We start from the raw sequence: 18,350 nt of genomic DNA on the forward strand, positions 1-18,350 counted from the left end.
AGACCTTTTGATGACAATCAATGAGGTGGTTGACAGGCATCATCAGAATGAATTTAATAATCACGGAAATTTATTTTCTAAACACAATACTACTAATATGACTTTTCGGGATAGACATGAGGCCGCTTTTCTGTTGGAAGAGCAACTTGTTGAATTTAAAAATTGTGATGGAATAGTGGTTGCTCTCCCCAGGGGAGGAGTGCCTGTAGGTTTTGTAATTGCAGGTTCTTTGCATTTACCACTTCAAGTTGTACCTGCCAAAAAAATAGGGCACCCGCAGAATAAGGAATATGCCATTGGAGCAGTAACACTTGCTGGTTATAAGGTGTTAGCTTCAATAGACCAAGTTTCAAAAAGCTACATTAATGAAGAAGCTGAGCGGATATCAAAATTATTGGAGAAACAGAATTCTATGTACAATGAGGGGCGATATCTAAAATCATTTGAAGATAAGATAGTAATTGTTGTTGATGATGGTTTGGCAACAGGATATACGGCAGAGGCAGCTTTAAAATATATTAAGTCAAAAAAGCCTAAACAATTAATATTGGCCGTACCCGCTGCTTCAAAAAATGCATTAAATAAACTAAAACCTCTTGTTGATAAATTGTTTTGTTTAAAACAAAATGATGATTTTCAGGCAGTGGGTCAGTTCTATCAAAAATTTGATCAAGTGGAAGATTATGAAGTTATCGATTACCTTAACAGGTCAGAAATTCTCCAATTTTAGTATAATTCTTCTTTTTAACAACGGATAAGTTAACTCGGAGCGCTTTAAATTTCTTGAAATTCAAGAACGTGTTAACGTTGATAAATGTCAATATACAAAAGGTGGGCATTGATCATATTATGAAATGCCCACCTCATTTAGTAAATCCTTAGCTTTACAAAATGTCAAGTTACAGTTATTACGGCCTCGTCATCAAAGCATTAAGCTCATTAGATTCAAACTAAATGAGTCTTCCTTCATCCCAATCCCCTTTCTTGCGAACGGAAAAATTTCAAAAATCAGTAAAACATTTAGTCAAGCTTTTCAAGGCTAACCTTTTATCTCTGGCTTGATAATGTAAAGGTAATAAGGCAATGTATCGCTTACGATGATTTAGGTCATCGCTGGTAATGATTATGATTAACAGAATTTTATTGATTGAAATCAACTGATCGGCTACCATATATCATTATTAAATAGGCTTTTGTCTTATAATTTAGGGTGCAAAAGCAAATTACAGATGCACAAGCGACTTACTTTTAAAAATTTTAATATTGCAGATTGGTTTTCATTTTACAGAATAGCTATCTCACCCATATTGGTCTGGCTGCTTCTAATAGATAAAAGAGAACCATTCACCTGGCTGCTCTTAATCAGCTATGCAACTGATGCAATTGATGGCTACCTGGCGCGCAGGCTTAAAATATCAAGTCCAAGAGGATCACAGCTTGACTCTATGGGTGATCAGGTGACATTTGTGATAGGCGTAATAGGTGTTTTGGTGTTTGATCACACGTTTATCCTAGATCATTATATATGGCTATTGCTTGGTTTTGGACTGTACTCACTACAAATGCTGTTGGCATGGAGGAAGTATAGCAAAGCCACGGCCTTCCATACCTATCTGGCCAAACTTTCTGCTGTAGTACAGTCTCTTTTCATACTGTCCGCTTTGTTCTATCAACCTTTAGAGTGGATGTTTTTTAGCATGCTTTTCATTGGTATACTGGAAACCCTGGAGGAGATTGTATTAATATTTATATTCGATAGCTGGCAATCAGATATCAAGGGCATCTACTGGGTATTAAAAAGTAAGCGATAAGTTTGACCAGTTAGTAGTTACCTTTATCACCAGAATCATTCCCTTAAGGAGTCTGGATATAAGTAGGCTCCCAAAGGGAATATCATTGAAAGAAAAACTACTCTAGTTTCTCCTCAATTTTTGATAATACATATTCAGTAGTAGAATCTACGTCACGCATCATTGAAGCTGAACTCATTCCATCAATTCCTTTGATCCTTAAATCACCACTACCCGAGGTCCCTATAATAATTAGCTTTTCAGGCTCTTCAGCTCCATCAATAAATTTTGACGCATCTTTTTGAGGCTGATTATATTCCCAGGTGTGGATTATTACAATTGCATTCCAAGAGTCTTCATCTACATTTTTCAAATCCGTAACGTCAATAACCTTTAGATATACCTCTTTATCCCTCAGATTATCTATAATTGATGAAACCAAGTTCATTTTGAAGTCACTTCCTTGTGAAGCTATCAGTACCTTGTTGGGAAGTTCTGAACTATTTACCTCAAAACTTTCGGCCTTATCCATTGAATATTGCCATTTATACCAAAAGGCAAATAGTATCAGCAGAGTAAAGACAACAAGAATCCCAATCCCTGTTTTTTTTATAGTGGTCATGTTTTGCTAAGCTTAAATTGATGACTTTTCTTTCTTCTCTAGCATTTTTTCAATTAAGTCAGGTACTTTTTCAAAGACAGCCGCAATACCCTTACTTGACTTATTTACACCCAAAAAGGAGATCTCATCATCTTTGGTTACCAAAAAGCCTATTGGCTCTATACCCATACCAGCACCTGCTCCGGCACCTTCTCCTTTACCTGTTTTTGGTGCATCTCCACCGCCACCGCCACTTCCAAAGCCCATACCAATTCTAATAACAGGCACACAATCAAACTGTCCCAATTTAAAGGGTTCTCCTATTACTGTATCCGTTTTCGCTTCGGACTTTATGAAATCGGTAATTTTTTTCAGTAATTCATCAAAATTCATTTCCATGATTTCTATTTGTTAAGTTGATAATTGTTTTATTCTAATTCAGCCTTTCATCTCAAATACGCCCATCCCATTCTCCATAAGGAATTGGTTATGATTAATTGGCAATCATTTTTCCCTTGAAAATTAATGGACACCTGAAGTCCCATATGTGTAAAAAGTAACATCAAGGGAGTGAGCAGGGCATTCCAGTAATAATCATCAGTATCTATATTTATTCTAAATTTTTTAACCTTAAATGACCTTATGACACTTATGATTTTAGAGATAGGTATGTTTCTTTTGATTTTTTTAGATGGCACTTTTTCATTCTTTTTCCATTTTCGACTATCAGTAGGATCTAACTCAAATCGATAGAATGGAAATTGGATTGAAATCTTAAATTCACCGGAAGTCCATGAGGGAAAAATTGTCAGGATTCCCAATAGCTTTAAATAATAGATGTTGTTTACGGTATCCAACCGTACTGTTATCGGGCTGAAAAGGAGCCAGAATACTATTAGTGAAATAATTCCTATGGTGAATATAATCGATGCCACACTTCATTCTCATTTCATTATGCGTAGGTACTATCATTATCCGAAATTTCTGATGATGCCCATCATCAGGGAGCTTGATTGTTCTCAATGACTATCGGTATTGATTAAGATCATTGGGCAATTTGATGCACATCATTTCTTGTGATGCCATTGTCAATTACATTTGTATCATACTTCCCGAGGTTACTAACCCGGAAGTAATAAAAGGAGGCTGCACACTATCCTGGCAGATATGTCAGGAGGTATAGCCAACCCAAAAGGCGAGTTAAACTCGCCTTTTGGGTTTATATAGACTTACATTATGTATTCAGCCAATAGTAAAAAGCTTCTTGAAGCCAGATATCTCAGGCGTACATCAGAAGGCGTTATCAACGAAACTCCTGAAGGGTTATTTAATCGAGTGGCCACTTCTATTTCTAAGTCTGAATATAAATATGGAGGCAAGACCGCAGTAGATCATTGGCATCAGGTTTTTTATCAGATGATGGTGAAACTTTATTTCTTGCCAAATTCACCCACATTAATGAATGCAGGGCTAAAAAAGGGGCAGTTGAGTGCCTGCTTTGTACTGCCCGTTGAAGATAACACAAATGCCATTTTTGATACCCTACATCTGGCAGCTCTTATTCAAAGGAGTGGTGGTGGCACTGGTTTTAATTTTTCGAAAATAAGACCCGCTGGCAGTTTGGTCACTAACAGCGGTCTAATTGCTTCTGGGCCAGTCGGGTTTATGGGTTTGTTTGACAAAATGACTGATCAAATTAAGCAGGCAGGTAAAAGGCGTGGAGCAAATATGGCTATCTTAAATATTGATCATCCTGATATTGAACAATTTATAACATCTAAAAGCTGGAATGGCGAACTCAGTAATTTCAATCTTTCTATCGGTATTACCGATGAATTTATGCATGCTGTTGTTTCTAACAACACATGGACATTAAGACATCCAGCAAATACTCAAACCAAAGAAATAAGTGCTAGATTACTTTGGGGGCAAATCAGTGAAAATGCCTGGAATACTGGTGATCCGGGGGTACTATTTCTTGATGCTATAGAAAGAGCCAATCCAACACCGATACTTGGAAAGATAACGGCCACGAACCCTTGCGGGGAAATGCCATTGCTTGATTATGAGTCCTGCAATTTGGGATCAATAAATTTATCTAAGATGATAATCCAGAATTCTAAAAAGCCAGCAGTTGACTGGCTCCTTTTAGAAAACACCATTATGCATGCTGTTCGTTTTCTGGATGATGTTATTGATGCCAATCATTATCCTAAAAAGATATTAGGGCAAATGGCAAGGGCAAATCGTAAAATAGGTCTTGGTGTAATGGGTTGGGCAGAAATGCTCATTAAATTACAAATTCCTTATGCTTCTGCTGAGGCAGTAGAATTGGGAAGAAAAATTATGTCTTTTATAGATAAAATTGGCAAACAAACTTCTGAAGATTTGGCCATTTTAAAAGGCTCTTTTCCTAATTGGGGGAAAAGCATCTATTTCCCTGATCATCCGCTCAGAAATGCAACCATTACGAGCATCGCACCTACAGGTAGTATTTCAATAATTGCAAATACATCTTCCTCGATAGAGCCTCTGTATGGGTTGGCATACGAGCACCATGTATTGGATGGGGAAAGTCTATCGGAAGCTAATGAACACGTAATGCAGTTTATTGATAAGTATAAACTTGACAATGGCGACCTTAAGAAACATATATTGGATTATGGCAGTGTGGCATCTGTGAAAAAGATAGATAAAAGGGTGAAAAAACTATTTATGGTAGCCAATGAAATACCCTTCAAATATCATTTGTTGCATCAACAGATATTTCAAAAACATACAGATAATGCTGTTTCAAAAACCATCAATCTCCCTGAAAACAGCACTCAAGATAAAATAGCTGAAATATTTATGCAAGCATGGAAAATGGGCCTTAAAGGAATCACCGTTTATAGGGATGGCTCTAAGTCAGATCAGGTGCTGCAACATTCAGGAAGTAAAATACATAAGAGAAAAATTGTTCTCGAGGGCTGCAAAATATGTCAGTTGTCTTGATCATTTGTTTTTTATGTAAAGTGCAAATGGAAAAAAACCATTCCAATTTTCTGGTCATAGATAAGTTTGCTCCTTTAACTTATTGCTACTGTTGATAAATATCAACATCGCCACTAACAGGGATCATCGCATCTTAAACTATCATTTATTTGATTTGGGTACAGAATTTCGATGGAATATCATGATAGAGGAGCAAGAAAAAATCAGGATTGATAAATATACCGAAGTACGGCCTTGGGGTAATTTTGAGCAATTTACCCACAACGAGCAAACCACAGTCAAGCTCATTAATGTTAATGCACAATCTGAATTGAGCCTTCAATATCATGAATACAGGAGTGAATTTTGGAAAGCAATCAGCGGTAATCCAATTATCGTGGTAGGTGATAGAGTTGAAGAGGCAAAAAAGGGGGATGAATTTTTCATTCCAAAACTAACTGAACATCAAATCAAAACCACTGATAGTCCAGCGCAGATATTGGAAATTGCTTTTGGCCAATTTTATGAAGATGATATTATCAGAATTAAAGATCGTTATAACAGAGTTTAAACTAAATAATTAAAGTCATGAATAGGGTGAAAAATAAAGTAGCAGTTGTAACTGGCGGTGCCCAGGGAATAGGTCGTGCTACGTGCCTGATTTTTGCTAAAGAAGGAGCCAAAGTGGCGGTTACAGATTTGTTGGAAGAAGATGGGGAAGCGTTGGTTACTGAAATCAAAGCATCAGGGGGTGAAGCAGCCTATTGGAACATGAATGTCAGTAATGAAAGGGATGTTGAAAATACAATGAAAGCTGTTTATAATCATTGGGGCCCTATTAACATTCTGGTTAATAATGCGGGGATTGCAGGCGTAAATCTGCCTACTGATCAGGTTACCGAAGAAGAGTGGGACAAGGTGATGAACATCAATGTCAAAGGAGTATTCTTTTGTACAAAACATGTGATGCCATATATGAAGGAAGCAGGTAAAGGAAGTATCATCAATTTGTCTTCTATATATGGATTGGTTGGTGCCGCAGATGCGCCACCTTACCATGCATCCAAAGGGGCAGTTCGCATTATGTCAAAAACAGATGCTATGATTTATGCCCCTTATAAGATTCGCGTCAATTCTGTGCACCCAGGTTATATATGGACTCCAATGGTAGAGAATCACTTGAAAGCGCAGGGTATAGATTTGGCGGAAGGACGGAAAAACTTGGATGCACTCCATCCGATTGGTCATGTGGGTGAGCCTGATGATATCGCTTACGGTATTTTATACCTTGCTTCTGACGAGTCAAAATTTGTAACCGGTGAGGAATTGGTTATTGATGGTGGATATGTAGCCCATTAATTGAAATAAAAAATAAGCTGTTATGCAGTCATTTGAATTTATACATCAACTTACTGAAATAGGCCTTTCAGATTTGCCTAAAGTAGGTGGAAAAAATGCCTCTTTGGGTGAATTATTTAAGAAGTTGGAACCCAAGGGAATCAATGTGCCGAATGGATTTGTAATCAATGCAGCTGGCTATTGGAAGTTATTGAAGGATAATAATTTAGAAAGGAAACTAACTTCATTGGTAAATGGACTAGATATTAAAGAATTTAGAAACCTTCAGATTATTGGTGCAGAATGCCGTAAACTTTTACTTGAAGCTAAATTACCGCAGCAGCTGGAAACTGAGGTAAAAGCAGCTTTTAAACATTTAAAATCCCTTTATAGATCAGATATACAAGTGGCTGTCAGGAGTAGTGCTACTGCAGAAGATTTGCCAGAAGCCAGTTTTGCAGGTCAATTGGAGAGTTATCTCAACATCGAATCAGATGAAGAATTATTGGCCGCCTGTTCTGCCTGTTACGCCTCATTGTTTACTAATCGCGCTATAAAGTATCGAGTAGATAATGGCTTCAGGCACATGGATGTAGCACTTTCAATCGGGGTGCAGAAAATGGTAAGATCAGACCTTGCATATGCAGGAGTCAGTTTTACCCTAGATACTGAAACAGGTTTTGATAAAGTAGTAAATATCAGCGCTTCCTGGGGGCTTGGAGAAAATGTGGTAAAAGGAAATGTCTCACCAGATGAGTATTGTGTTTTTAAATTGGGATTAGAAAATAACACGAATCCCATACTCTACAAACATCTGGGTGCAAAGGAAAAAACCATGACCTATGTTGTGCCTAATAATAAAAATAAACTATCATTCGAAACCAAAACCATCAACCTTAATACTGAGGACGACAAAAAACAGCAATATGTGTTATCTAATAAAGAAGTGATAACCCTTGCAAAGTGGTCGGTTCTGATAGAGGAGCATTATAAAAAGCCAATGGATATTGAATGGGCTAAAGATGGCTTAGATGGTGAATTGTATATAGTACAAGCCAGGCCAGAAACAGTCCATTCTTTAAGGTCCAAATTCCAATTTTGTGATTATCGGCTCAAGGTAAAGAGCAGGGTACTTGTAGAGGGAAAAAATGTTGGCAGTAAAATAGCGTCTGGCCGGGTTCGAATTTTACATGATCCATCAGAAATTGATCAACTTAAAAAAGGTGAAATACTGGTAACGGGAATAACCAATCCCGACTGGGATCCAATACTTAAAAAGGCAGCGGCCATCATTACAGATAGAGGGGGGCGCACGAGCCATGCCGCGATTGTTGCCCGTGAAACTGGTGCTGTAGCAGTGGTTGGAACAGGAAATGCTACACAGCTGCTCAAAAATGGGCAAGAGGTAACAGTAAGTTGTGCTGATGGTAAGCAGGGATTGGTTTATGAAGGTTTGTTGGGTTGGGAAACTATAGAAATTGATACACAAAATATCCAGCTGCCAGAAACTGAGGTGATGTTCATTTTAGCTGATCCTGATCAGGCTTTTAAATTGTCTTTTCTTCCAAATAATGGTGTGGGCCTTATGCGTTTGGAGTTTGTAATCAATAACGTTATAAAAACACATCCCATGGCACTGGTCAATTTTAAGTCTTTGTATGACAAAGAAGCTAAATTGCAGATTGAAGAATTAACCAAGGGTTATACCAATAAAAAAGATTATTTTATTGATAAGTTATCACAGGCAGTGGCAACCATAGCGGCTGCTTTCTATCCCAAAGATGTCATTGTCAGAATGAGCGATTTTAAAACCAATGAATATGCCAACCTAATTGGCGGCAAGCAATTCGAGCCAGAAGAAGAAAATCCCATGCTGGGCTGGCGTGGTGCATCGCGCTACTATAGTGAAGGCTACAAAGAAGGCTTTAGATTGGAATGTGAGGCTATGAAACTGGTTAGGGAAGAAATGGGCTTTACTAATGTAAAATTGATGATCCCTTTTTGTAGAACGGTAGATGAAGCGCATAAGGTGGTTAGCATTATGGAGCAATATGGCTTGAAAAGAGGTTATTATGGCTTAGAACTTTATATGATGGTAGAAATACCAAGTAATGTGATTTTGGCAGATGAATTCGCGAAATACTTTGATGGATTTTCCATCGGATCAAATGATTTAACTCAATTGACCTTAGGCATTGACAGGGATTCCGAATTATTGGCCTCTCAGTTCGATGCAGAAAATGAGGCAGTGAAAAAGTTAATAACCCAGGCGATAAAGGCCGCTAAAGATGCTTCTATTAAAATAGGCCTTTGTGGGCAGGCACCCAGTGATTCACCTCTATTTGCCTCTTTTTTGGTCAGAGAGGGTATTGATAGTGTTTCATTCAACCCAGATGCTCTCATCAAAGGTATTGGAACTATCAATCATGCCGAATCAATAATCAATCTGGAAATAAATGCCCTTTAACAAATTACAATTTGACCGATTATTTTACCCAAGACATATTGCCATTATTGGTGCTTCAGCCAAAGTTGATAAAGTAGGATATGCCCTACTGAAAAATTTGTTGGATATGGGTTATCAGGGTAAACTTTTTCCTATTAATCCTAATCTTAAGCAAGTATTTGGGATTAAAGTTTATCCAAGCCTCAGTAAGATCAAAAGGCCTATTGACCTTGCAATAATTATTCTGAAAGCCCAGCTGGTACCTGAAGCACTGGAAGAATGCCAGAAGAAACATGTCAGCACAATAGTAATTATCTCAGCCGGCTTTAAAGAAACAGGCACTACCAGTGGCCAGTTGCTTGAAGATAAATTGATAAACATAGTAGGGGCACATGACCTATTGGTGATAGGGCCTAACTGTCTTGGTGTGGTCAATACCGATAGCAATGTCAACCTAAATGCGACTTTTGCAAGGGCAATACCCAGAAAAGGTAATCTGGCCTTTATTTCACAAAGTGGGGCCATTGGCATTCATGCTTTGGAATTTGCCGAAAAACACGATATCGGGTTTAGTAAATTCATCACCATTGGTAATAAGTCTGTTGTAGATGAAAATGACCTGATTGAATATTTGTTTGACGATCCGAAAACAAGAGCAATACTGTTGTATGTGGAAAGTTTTGCTGATGGTATACGCTTTAAGGAGATTTTAAAAAGGAATAATTTATCCAATAAAAAGCCAGTAATTCTACTCAAATCAGGCCGATCAGAAAGCGGTAAAATGGCCGCATTATCACACACCGGTGCTCTTGCGGTTGCGGATGGAATGACCTCTTTTTTTCTGGAAGATTGTCACGCTATCAGGGTAAATACGATACAAGAACTATTTACTACTGCCATGGTGATGGCCAATCAACCGGTGCCAAAAGGCAAAAGGTTAATGGTGATTACCAATGCCGGAGGATTAGGGATAATGGCAATGGACGCAACAGAAAACCATAAATTGGTTCCAGCAAAATTGACCAACGAAGTACAGCTGAAATTAAAGAAAAATCTTCCTCCCGCAGCTTCAGTCAATAACCCTATTGACATATTGGGAGATGCTGATGCTACAAGATATAAAGATGCTTGCAACGAATTATTGCAATCAAAGGCATTTGACATGCTGTTAATAATATGCACACCTCAATTTATGACAAAAAGGGATGAGATACTTGAATCTTTAGAGTCATCAATAAAAACTGCGAGAAAGTATGACATCACACTTGCAGCCGTATTTCCTGCTGTAAAAGATCCGGTAGTAGATAGTCTGTTTGATCAGTATGATTTGCCTAATTATGAGTTTCCGGAACAAGCAATTGAGGCACTTGCAAATTATGTTCGATATAGTGATTATCTGAAAATAACAGATTCACCTGAATCTTATAAGTTAAGCGAACGAAAGTACAATCATATCAAAAAATTGCTTGATGAGTCAATATCCGATGGGCAAGGCTATTTGGATGAAGTCCAAAGTTATAAGTTACTGAAAGAATGTGGACTACATGTAGCCGATCATCATTTGGCGGATAGCCTGGAAGATTGTATAAAGTATGCCGGGAAATTGGGCTTTCCTTTGGTGGCCAAAATTGTGGCAAAAGGGGTGATTCATAAATATGATATAGGAGGAGTTATTGTAAACATTACCAATGAAAAAGATTTGATAGGGGCTTACAAACAACTTTCAGGTTTGGTTGAGGCCAGGAGATTTAAGGGCGTGTTATTACAAACGATGGTAATCAAAGGCATAGAATTAATCATAGGTGCAAAACTCCATCGAGGCTTCGGCCATGCAATTATGTTTGGTTTAGGGGGGACTTATGTGGAAGTGATGGGAGATGTGTCTTTTGCCATGGTACCTTTGACAAAAATGAAAGCTAAACAATTGATAGAATCAATAAAAGGAGTGAAATTACTGGACGGGTATCGCTCTCAGCCTGCGGTAAACAAAGAGGCCATTGTACAATTGCTAATGAAAATATCACATATAGTTAGCGACTTTCCTGAGATTACTTCACTCGATTTAAACCCGGTTTTTGCTTCTGAGAAAGAAGTTGTAGTAGCTGATGCAAGGGTGATTTTGTTTTGAATATCACTAAAGGCTGATTGATAAAACATCACCCATAATTTTATATCCTATTGTCAGTCCTTTGATGCAGTAAACAGACTTAAATTGAACCAATTTAGTCTAACTCAAATGGCTGGGGCATTATTCAGCTTCACAATAATTCATTGTCCAATTCTATGCAGCGTATCACATTTTTTGTTGATGTGCATCATTCTTATTTCAGTAATTGAGTGTCAATTTTATGGATGTGAATTACACACATTATTTCACTACACCAAATGGACTACATTGATTATTATAAGGTATTGGGAATTCATAAAAATGCTTCAGCTGATGAAATTAAAAAGGCCTATCGCAAGTTGGCAAGAAAATATCACCCTGATGTAAACCCCAATGACAAAGAAGCCGAACTAAAATTCAAAGAAGTGAATGAGGCCAACGAAGTACTCAGCCATCCTGAAAATCGAAAAAAATACGATAGTTATGGAAAAGATTGGAAACATGCTGAAGAGTTTGAAAAGGCCAAAAAACAACAACAGCGATATCAAAGGGCACCGGGTGGTGGGTCGCAAGGTTTTGGTGGTGGATTTTCGGGAGGTGACTTTTCTGAGTTCTTTGAATCCATGTTTGGTGGCGGGGCTACCAGCGGCAGAACCCGAAGTGCCGTTCAATTTAGGGGGCAGGACTACAATGCAGAAATGCATCTAAATTTAAAGGATGTATATAAAACCCATAAGCAAACATTGAATGTCAACGGAAAGAATATTCGGCTAACAATTCCTGCAGGGGTTAAAAATGAACAGGTAATAAAAATCAAGGGGTACGGTGGTGAAGGTATCAATGGAGGCCCTAAAGGCGATTTGCTTATCAGGTTTATAATTAAAAATGACACCAAATTTATGAGGGATAATGACAACCTGTTAACTACCGTTGAACTTCCTCTGTACACGGCAGTGCTTGGTGGTGACATGATCATTGATACTTTTGATGGACAAGTAAAGCTTACAGTGAAACCTGAAACACAAAGCAATACAAAGGTGAAACTAAAAGGTAAAGGGTTTCCGGTCTATAAAAAGGAGGGAAAATATGGAGACCTGTACATTACCTATCATGTAAAAATTCCTTCAGGCCTTACTGATCATGAAAAGAAACTCTTTAAGGAACTGGCTAAACTCAGACCATCATGAATAAAGAAAAATATATCCCACTTATAAAGTTAAGTAAGTGCTATCATGTGGAGATGTCGTTTTTTAATGACCTAAACGAAATTGGGCTTATTGAAATCTTAACATTTGATCAGAATGAATGTATTCATCAAGAAAATTTGACAAATCTTGAAAAAATAATACGACTTCACCATGAACTTGAGCTGAATCTTCAAGGGATAGATGTTGTTATGAACCTGCTTCAGCGAATAGACCAACTTCAAATCGAATTGAATGCATCAAAAAGAAAATTGGGGTTCTATGAAAATGATAGTTAGCCAACTACAAAAACCTTAAGTAAATTTAAAATCACTTGAGCCGTTGATCTATATCATACTTTCCTGATAAGTGGTTACTTACTTTAGATTGAGTAACTAAATTTTAAAGATGATGGACCTGTATTCTCAAATACCAGAACATTTAAGGCCTCATAAGGAAGAGAATGGCCGTCTGTTCAAAAGTGGTTTACTCGAAAAAATTACCAGAACCTCACTTTGGATTCCTGTCCTTATGCACGCTTGTATTGTAGTTGTTTTTTTGTTTTATGCGATTACAAGCTTTGGCTTGTCCATATCTACTGTGCTAATACTCTTTTTTGCGGGGATTATAACCTGGACATTGGCAGAATATTGGGTACACAGGTCAGGCTATCATTATCAAACCAGTAATAAGTGGTTCTTAAAAATCCAACACCTGGGTCATGGCATCCATCATCAGCACCCGAAAGATGAAGAAAGGCTGGCCATGCCACCACTTCCTGCATTACTCTTAATTTCACTTTTCTATTCAATATTTTGGCTGGTGGCTGGTAAGTATGCTAACGCTTTTTTCCCCGGGTTTTTAACTGGCTATATGGCCTATATCATCTTACATTATGCACAGCATAGATATAAACACCCTAATTTTCCGCCATTGAAAAAGCTATGGAAGCATCATGCACTCCACCACTATAAATATCCTGAAACGAAGGCTTTTGGTGTTTCAACACGTCTTTGGGACTATATTTTTAATACCATGCCTTAATTGTTGCTGTAGTTTTTATTAACCCTGACAACACTCATTCCAAGCTCTGATGTAGGTCAATGCGATTTAATCTATCATCTCCTAAATTGATGGCATATAATTTAATATTACAGCCATGAAGTACAAACTATATATTGAAAAGGCCCAAATAATAATTAAAGAAGTAGCAGAAGAGCTGGGCTTTCCTGATGATCACCACCTTGCAGAAAGAATGCTAAGGGCAGTATTGCACACATTAAGATCAAGGCTTACTATTCAAGAATCTTTTCAGATGATGGCTCAATTGCCCATGCTATTGAAAGCTCTATATGTAGATGGTTGGAAATATCAGCAGAAACCAAGTCGTATTAAGCACATTGGCGACTTCATACGTGAAGTAGTACATGAAGATTTTCCTAGCGGCCATCATGACATAACCACTTCCAAGGATGGGGAAAATGCCATTCGGGCAGTACTTAAAGTAATTAGAAGACATGTAAGTGAAGGAGAGGTTCAGGATATTTTGGCCATTATGCCAGATGATCTGAAGCCTCTATGGGGAAAGTCTGCTAAAGCTTGATGAGAGATGAGCCTGTTTGAGAAAAGTGATCGTAATAAGCCATTGGTGATGCTGCAATATCTCTTTTTTATTGTAGTCATCCTTTATTTGGGTCAATCACTTTTTATTCCATTAAGTATAGGCCTGCTCATTAGTTTTGTATTATACCCTTTCTGCCGCTGGTTGGAGCGTCACAAAGTACCAAGGCTTTGGGCGATTTTTATCGGTCTGGCTGTGTTCTTAATGATTTCTTTATCCGTGGTAGTTTTGCTAAGTTACCAATTTGTCCAGTTTATGCATGAGTGGCCCGAACTTTCCCATAAACTGGAAGCACTTATACAGCAATTGGATGGGCGTATTGCAACTTCATGGACCAAAGCATTCATCGACCCTGAGGTGGGGCTTCTTGGTAGTTTTATAAGTTACATTTCTGCCCATGTGCTTCCAGAAATACCGATTGCAATCTACCGGTCATCCATCTTATTAGTACTTTTTATCATTATACCGGTTTTTTCTGCGCTTATATTGTTTTATCGGGAGGTACTGGTAGCTTTTCTATATCTTATTTTTCCTTCAGATTCAGAAAAATACATTAGTAAAGTGATGCCAGATGTTATCATCACTTATTACAATTTTATAAAAGGTATGGGTGTTGTTTACCTCGTGGTTGGTATACTCAATAGCGTTGGCCTGTTTATTTTGGGAGTACCCAATCCAATATTTTTCGGTTTTGTGGCCTCTATACTTACATTCATTCCTTATGTAGGCATCACCATTGGTGCCATACTTCCAATGGCAGTGTCTTGGATTAAATATGATTCCGTATTTTATCCGATAGGGGTGTTGATTGTATTTGTTGTCGTTCAAATATTGGAGGCCAACATTATTTTTCCTCTCGCAGTTAGCCAAAAACTGAAGATCAATGCACTTATAACACTTGTGGTTATAGTAGCAGGGGGCATTGTTTGGGGAGCTATGGGTATGATATTATTCCTGCCTTTTGTCGCTATTTTGAAATTGATTGCTGATCAGATAGAGGAAATGAAGCCTATCGCTGTGTTGTTGGGTACCAAAAAGGATATCGGGAAATAACCCTGTTGATTGAAATCAATGTGTCATTTGATCCCCATCATCAGAAACCAAATGCCGACACGTTAATTTTATCATCAATTAAAAAAGAAAAGCCATGGAAGACAGACACATTATTCGCGACATATTTTATCTCGGAGTTGGCTCAGCAGCAATGGGCATAAATAAAACGGAAGAGTTGATAGATAGATTTGTTAAAAACAATAAACTTTCTATTAAGGAAGGCAAAAAGATTGTGGAAGGTTATCAAAGAAAAGCACAAGAAGCCAGTGAAGACCTCAAGGAGAAACGGGATGAAATGGTCTCGGCTCTTAGTGAAAAAGTGGACATGACCAAAAAGGAATTACAGGAATTTTTTGACCATATCATGGATAAGCCACGTGAAGCTAAGAACAACCTAAAAACCAAAATTGACGATTTGGCAAAACAGTTATCAAAAACAACAAATCTTACGATAGAGGAAGGCAGGCAAGTAATTGAAGGTTTTGTTGATGAAATTCATGAATTAGAAGAGTTCATTAAAGCCAGGTCTAAAGATACTATTGAAAACTTTCAAAATAAGACCGAAGAATTCAAATACAATACAAAGGATTTTGTTGTCGAAATGGAAGAAAAGGTGGGTGAAATTAGGGAGGAGATACGCCAGCGCAGTACTCATGCAATAGACATATTGCGCAGTAAATTAAATATAGCCTCTGAAGACAGGGTTGACAATCTGGAACACCGTGTAGAAGATTTGGAGCATAAATAATAGGTAAATGTGCCTGGTTCAGGACATTCAAAAGTTGCTTCTTAAGATCGAAACAGAATTTCCGGAGCTATATGCCTACCTGGATGAAGACCCAATAGCTTTGAAGGGGTCATTAGCCAATACTGTAACTTCAAATGATCTGAAGGATTATCTCGAATTGCTTAAGCAAAAATTAGAACATTATAAGGAGAATTATAATAAGATAAGTTAGCTCATTCACTTCTTAACACATTCTTGTTTTCACTCTTTTTTAACATCATTTTGATATTACAGGTACTTCTGAAATCTGCTGATTTGCGTAACGTAAATCAAGTTAAACAGACGTAATTGATCTAAAACTAATGATGAATATCAATGGTCACGTTGATTGGAAACATATGATTGAGCTTTAATTCGACCGATTTTTGCCTTGTGAGTTGATGGTTTTGATGGTAGTTTCTAAAAACCTTAAACATAAATACTATGTCATCTTCAAAGAGAAAAAAAGAGAATGAGGTGCTATCTGAATACTATGTATTGAGTGAGCATTGGAAATCGGATTTTGATTTTTATCGTGATGAGCTTCAGTTCCTTAGCTCCCTAATCAATAAATACTTTATTTATCTACTACACGATAAAACATTGTCTGATATGCAAAAACTGGCCGAGAGGTTAAGTAAAACTACCCAGGAACGGGTTGATATTACGGAATCAATTATCGACTACATGGGCAAAATCAAATCCTTTATGACAACAGATAAGGAATTAAATGCCAATGATTTTCAAACAGATCATGCCAAGCTTGAAGTACGGATGGCTGATTTTTTAAAATCATTTAGAGTATTGAAGAAGGATGTTTTTTCAGTGACCCAGGAGATTTTGGAAAACGAAAAAGTCAAGAAGCTATTAAGCGCATGATAATTTATTAACTGTAAGAATAAAGCCATGAACTTAGTTTTAAAGAATGAATTTGGCACAAATAGCAACTCAATTGATCAATTTATCAATAGGGTGAAAGACAGTTATCTTATTTTTGAATCTGATGACTTGTGCCAACTGGGAATCACTGATGAGCTACAACTAGAGAAAGCCATCGAAAGGGCACAACTTACCTGTTCATTTGCAGGATTGGACTTGAGTTGGCATTTCAAAGCTTATTACATTGATCTCGCTGGCGAGTTGGTACATGCGTGGAAGTTATCAAAATTGGCTTTTATTCTTTCTTTCATAAAAGCTGATGTTTACGATAAAAATAGTGCTGACTTACAACACATCATAGTTACCAAAGCAGGAGACTTATTTTTTAATGGGGAGCGAGAGGATATTAAAAGCACCTTGGAGATTCAATCCAAGTTGGAATCTATGAAATATTAAATTAAGGTTATAGAATAAAATTGAATTCAGGTAAGCATTGATGATTAAGGTGAAAATAAAGATCTCTTTGGCACCTTGACCTACCGAAGATAAAATAAGTCATGAAAGTATTGAAATGCTCAAAAAGATTTTTAATCCAAGTTTAATCATGACCATGGTAGGAAGTTAAGGCAGATATATTTTACTAAAACCATGGTCAAAAACATCTGGGTAATACTTCTGGTTCGATGACCATTCACCTTATTATATTTAATGGTCATCATAAAATATTTAGTTAGTTAATAATGATCTTAAGTATACAGTCATGAAAAAAATATTGGTACCAACGGATTTTTCAGAATTTGCTGACATAGCAACAGATACGGCCATTATGCTCGCTAAAAAAAGTGGTGCAGAAATTCATTTTATTCATTTAATGGACATTCCGGTTGACTGGATAAATTTGGTCGAATCTGACCAAAAGAAAATGTACCCTGACATAACCTTAAAGGTAAAAAAAGCAAACAATAAACTGGATATGCTTTTGACAAAGGCCGAAAAGGCAGGTTTGGATGCGAAAAAATTCATTCAATATAATGCTAATTATAAATACATTATAAAGCATATTGAAAGTTTCGGTTGTGATTTTGTGGTCATGGGGTCTCATGGAACCAGCGGTTTAGCAGAATGGCTTATTGGATCGAACGCGCAGAAAGTGGTAAGAAATTCTACTGTGCCAGTGATGGTTGTAAAGAAGGCCGTAACGCAATTGGGCGATATCGTATTTGCCTCTGATTTTGAAGAGGATTCATTTAATGCATTTAAAAGGATATTGAAAATAGCCGAAATGTTACAAGTGAAAATCCATCTGTTATTTATCAATACACCTGCAAATTTTACTGAAACAAAATTAACTGACTTATGGATGAAAAAATTTATCGCAGCAGGCGGCAATTCTATTGAAGGCTCATGGGTGTATAATTGCTATGATTTTGAAGAGGGCCTTGCTCAGTTTACCAAAAAATACGGTAGTATAATTGCCTTGGTAACACACGGCAAGAAAGGTTATGTCACTGAAAGTGTCGTCAACCATTTAGATATCCCCGTACTCAGTGTTCATTTATAAATATTAATGCTGTATTCATTCTATATCTAAA

Annotated in this window: 20 protein-coding genes; 17 read left to right on the forward strand and 3 right to left on the reverse strand. The window is 37.3% G+C overall.

All coding sequences use genetic code 11. From position 1 onward, the window contains the following. Window positions 1-10: 10 nt before the first annotated feature. Both RIB54_RS13080 and RIB54_RS13085 read left to right on the forward strand, forming a co-directional pair. The gene (locus RIB54_RS13080) at window positions 11-730 is read left to right on the forward strand and encodes a phosphoribosyltransferase (RefSeq protein ID WP_350101318.1); all 720 of its coding nucleotides are present in this window, start codon (window positions 11-13) and stop codon (window positions 728-730) included. 499 nt (window positions 731-1,229) lie between these two features. Beyond that, window positions 1,230-1,811 carry a CDP-alcohol phosphatidyltransferase family protein gene (locus RIB54_RS13085; protein WP_350101319.1) on the forward strand — a complete coding sequence of 194 codons (582 nt, stop codon included), beginning with the start codon at window positions 1,230-1,232 and terminating at the stop codon, window positions 1,809-1,811. Between the two features lie 97 nt (window positions 1,812-1,908). Here the strand turns inward: RIB54_RS13085 and RIB54_RS13090 are convergent, their stop codons facing one another. From RIB54_RS13090 to RIB54_RS13100, 3 genes are read right to left on the reverse strand one after another with little or no spacing between them, the layout of a single operon-like run. After that, complete coding sequence (locus RIB54_RS13090; RefSeq protein WP_350101320.1) at window positions 1,909-2,412, reverse strand: hypothetical protein; 504 nt, start codon at window positions 2,410-2,412, stop codon at window positions 1,909-1,911. A gap of 12 nt (window positions 2,413-2,424) precedes the next feature. Next, on the reverse strand, window positions 2,425-2,790 hold the full coding sequence (locus RIB54_RS13095; protein ID WP_350101321.1) for a GerW family sporulation protein: 366 nt from the start codon (window positions 2,788-2,790) through the stop codon (window positions 2,425-2,427). Between the two features lie 47 nt (window positions 2,791-2,837). Continuing rightward, window positions 2,838-3,326: a hypothetical protein gene (locus RIB54_RS13100; protein WP_350101322.1), complete on the reverse strand. Its 489-nt coding sequence runs from the start codon at window positions 3,324-3,326 to the stop codon at window positions 2,838-2,840. Between the two features lie 301 nt (window positions 3,327-3,627). Between RIB54_RS13100 and RIB54_RS13105 the strand changes: the two genes are divergently transcribed. The 15 genes from RIB54_RS13105 to RIB54_RS13175 all read left to right on the forward strand — a co-directional run bounded on the left by RIB54_RS13105 (window position 3,628) and on the right by RIB54_RS13175 (window position 18,319). Continuing rightward, window positions 3,628-5,385 carry an adenosylcobalamin-dependent ribonucleoside-diphosphate reductase gene (locus tag RIB54_RS13105; RefSeq protein WP_350101323.1) on the forward strand — a complete coding sequence of 586 codons (1,758 nt, stop codon included), beginning with the start codon at window positions 3,628-3,630 and terminating at the stop codon, window positions 5,383-5,385. Between the two features lie 91 nt (window positions 5,386-5,476). Then, window positions 5,477-5,935 carry a phosphomannose isomerase type II C-terminal cupin domain gene (locus RIB54_RS13110; protein ID WP_350101324.1) on the forward strand — a complete coding sequence of 153 codons (459 nt, stop codon included), beginning with the start codon at window positions 5,477-5,479 and terminating at the stop codon, window positions 5,933-5,935. A gap of 17 nt (window positions 5,936-5,952) precedes the next feature. Continuing rightward, window positions 5,953-6,723: an SDR family NAD(P)-dependent oxidoreductase gene (locus RIB54_RS13115; protein WP_350101325.1), complete on the forward strand. Its 771-nt coding sequence runs from the start codon at window positions 5,953-5,955 to the stop codon at window positions 6,721-6,723. Between the two features lie 22 nt (window positions 6,724-6,745). Further along, window positions 6,746-9,169, forward strand: coding sequence for a phosphoenolpyruvate synthase (ppsA, locus tag RIB54_RS13120; protein WP_350101326.1), 2,424 nt, complete (start codon window positions 6,746-6,748; stop codon window positions 9,167-9,169). Beyond that, entirely contained in the window at window positions 9,159-11,276 is a 2,118-nt protein-coding gene (locus tag RIB54_RS13125; RefSeq protein WP_350101327.1) for an acetate--CoA ligase family protein, read from the forward strand. Before ppsA ends, RIB54_RS13125 begins: the two co-directional genes overlap by 11 nt. Window positions 11,277-11,533: 257 nt before the next feature. Then, window positions 11,534-12,442, forward strand: coding sequence for a DnaJ C-terminal domain-containing protein (locus RIB54_RS13130; RefSeq protein WP_350101328.1), 909 nt, complete (start codon window positions 11,534-11,536; stop codon window positions 12,440-12,442). Further along, window positions 12,439-12,738 (forward strand): chaperone modulator CbpM, encoded by a 300-nt coding sequence (locus RIB54_RS13135; protein ID WP_350101329.1) that lies wholly within the window; start codon window positions 12,439-12,441, stop codon window positions 12,736-12,738. Before RIB54_RS13130 ends, RIB54_RS13135 begins: the two co-directional genes overlap by 4 nt. A 109-nt stretch (window positions 12,739-12,847) precedes the next feature. Beyond that, window positions 12,848-13,483, forward strand: a complete 636-nt coding sequence (locus RIB54_RS13140) for a sterol desaturase family protein (RefSeq protein ID WP_350101330.1) — start codon at window positions 12,848-12,850, stop codon at window positions 13,481-13,483. A gap of 115 nt (window positions 13,484-13,598) precedes the next feature. Next, window positions 13,599-14,042 carry a DUF2267 domain-containing protein gene (locus RIB54_RS13145; protein ID WP_350101331.1) on the forward strand — a complete coding sequence of 148 codons (444 nt, stop codon included), beginning with the start codon at window positions 13,599-13,601 and terminating at the stop codon, window positions 14,040-14,042. A gap of 6 nt (window positions 14,043-14,048) precedes the next feature. Further along, the gene (locus RIB54_RS13150) at window positions 14,049-15,113 is read left to right on the forward strand and encodes an AI-2E family transporter (RefSeq protein ID WP_350101332.1); all 1,065 of its coding nucleotides are present in this window, start codon (window positions 14,049-14,051) and stop codon (window positions 15,111-15,113) included. A gap of 94 nt (window positions 15,114-15,207) precedes the next feature. Next, window positions 15,208-15,861: a hypothetical protein gene (locus tag RIB54_RS13155; RefSeq protein WP_350101333.1), complete on the forward strand. Its 654-nt coding sequence runs from the start codon at window positions 15,208-15,210 to the stop codon at window positions 15,859-15,861. Window positions 15,862-15,868: 7 nt separating this feature from the next. Beyond that, complete coding sequence (locus RIB54_RS13160) at window positions 15,869-16,072, forward strand: hypothetical protein (protein ID WP_350101335.1); 204 nt, start codon at window positions 15,869-15,871, stop codon at window positions 16,070-16,072. A gap of 251 nt (window positions 16,073-16,323) precedes the next feature. Then, window positions 16,324-16,758 carry a hypothetical protein gene (locus RIB54_RS13165; RefSeq protein WP_350101336.1) on the forward strand — a complete coding sequence of 145 codons (435 nt, stop codon included), beginning with the start codon at window positions 16,324-16,326 and terminating at the stop codon, window positions 16,756-16,758. Between the two features lie 27 nt (window positions 16,759-16,785). After that, on the forward strand, window positions 16,786-17,214 hold the full coding sequence (locus RIB54_RS13170) for a hypothetical protein (RefSeq protein WP_350101337.1): 429 nt from the start codon (window positions 16,786-16,788) through the stop codon (window positions 17,212-17,214). 304 nt (window positions 17,215-17,518) lie between these two features. After that, the gene (locus RIB54_RS13175) at window positions 17,519-18,319 is read left to right on the forward strand and encodes a universal stress protein (RefSeq protein ID WP_350101338.1); all 801 of its coding nucleotides are present in this window, start codon (window positions 17,519-17,521) and stop codon (window positions 18,317-18,319) included. Window positions 18,320-18,350: the final 31 nt, after the last annotated feature.

The sequence above is a fragment of the Fulvivirga sp. genome (genome assembly GCF_040218215.1).
Taxonomy (GTDB): domain Bacteria; phylum Bacteroidota; class Bacteroidia; order Cytophagales; family Cyclobacteriaceae; genus Fulvivirga.

Bases quoted from the DNA above. Each gene is read 5' to 3' on its own strand.
- RIB54_RS13115 (WP_350101325.1), top strand. From the start codon at position 5,953: ATGAATAGGGTGAAAAATAAAGTAGCAGTTGTAACTGGCGGTGCCCAG.
- RIB54_RS13125 (WP_350101327.1), top strand. From the start codon at position 9,159: ATGCCCTTTAACAAATTACAATTTGACCGATTATTTTACCCAAGACAT.
- RIB54_RS13080 (WP_350101318.1), top strand. From the start codon at position 11: ATGACAATCAATGAGGTGGTTGACAGGCATCATCAGAATGAATTTAAT.
- RIB54_RS13175 (WP_350101338.1), top strand. From the start codon at position 17,519: ATGAAAAAAATATTGGTACCAACGGATTTTTCAGAATTTGCTGACATA.
- RIB54_RS13135 (WP_350101329.1), top strand. From the start codon at position 12,439: ATGAATAAAGAAAAATATATCCCACTTATAAAGTTAAGTAAGTGCTAT.
- RIB54_RS13150 (WP_350101332.1), top strand. From the start codon at position 14,049: ATGAGCCTGTTTGAGAAAAGTGATCGTAATAAGCCATTGGTGATGCTG.
- RIB54_RS13170 (WP_350101337.1), top strand. From the start codon at position 16,786: ATGAACTTAGTTTTAAAGAATGAATTTGGCACAAATAGCAACTCAATT.
- RIB54_RS13085 (WP_350101319.1), top strand. From the start codon at position 1,230: ATGCACAAGCGACTTACTTTTAAAAATTTTAATATTGCAGATTGGTTT.
- RIB54_RS13105 (WP_350101323.1), top strand. From the start codon at position 3,628: ATGTATTCAGCCAATAGTAAAAAGCTTCTTGAAGCCAGATATCTCAGG.
- RIB54_RS13090 (WP_350101320.1), bottom strand. From the start codon at position 2,412: ATGACCACTATAAAAAAAACAGGGATTGGGATTCTTGTTGTCTTTACT.
- RIB54_RS13140 (WP_350101330.1), top strand. From the start codon at position 12,848: ATGATGGACCTGTATTCTCAAATACCAGAACATTTAAGGCCTCATAAG.
- RIB54_RS13095 (WP_350101321.1), bottom strand. From the start codon at position 2,790: ATGGAAATGAATTTTGATGAATTACTGAAAAAAATTACCGATTTCATA.
- RIB54_RS13130 (WP_350101328.1), top strand. From the start codon at position 11,534: ATGGACTACATTGATTATTATAAGGTATTGGGAATTCATAAAAATGCT.
- RIB54_RS13160 (WP_350101335.1), top strand. From the start codon at position 15,869: ATGTGCCTGGTTCAGGACATTCAAAAGTTGCTTCTTAAGATCGAAACA.
- RIB54_RS13165 (WP_350101336.1), top strand. From the start codon at position 16,324: ATGTCATCTTCAAAGAGAAAAAAAGAGAATGAGGTGCTATCTGAATAC.
- ppsA (WP_350101326.1), top strand. From the start codon at position 6,746: ATGCAGTCATTTGAATTTATACATCAACTTACTGAAATAGGCCTTTCA.
- RIB54_RS13145 (WP_350101331.1), top strand. From the start codon at position 13,599: ATGAAGTACAAACTATATATTGAAAAGGCCCAAATAATAATTAAAGAA.
- RIB54_RS13155 (WP_350101333.1), top strand. From the start codon at position 15,208: ATGGAAGACAGACACATTATTCGCGACATATTTTATCTCGGAGTTGGC.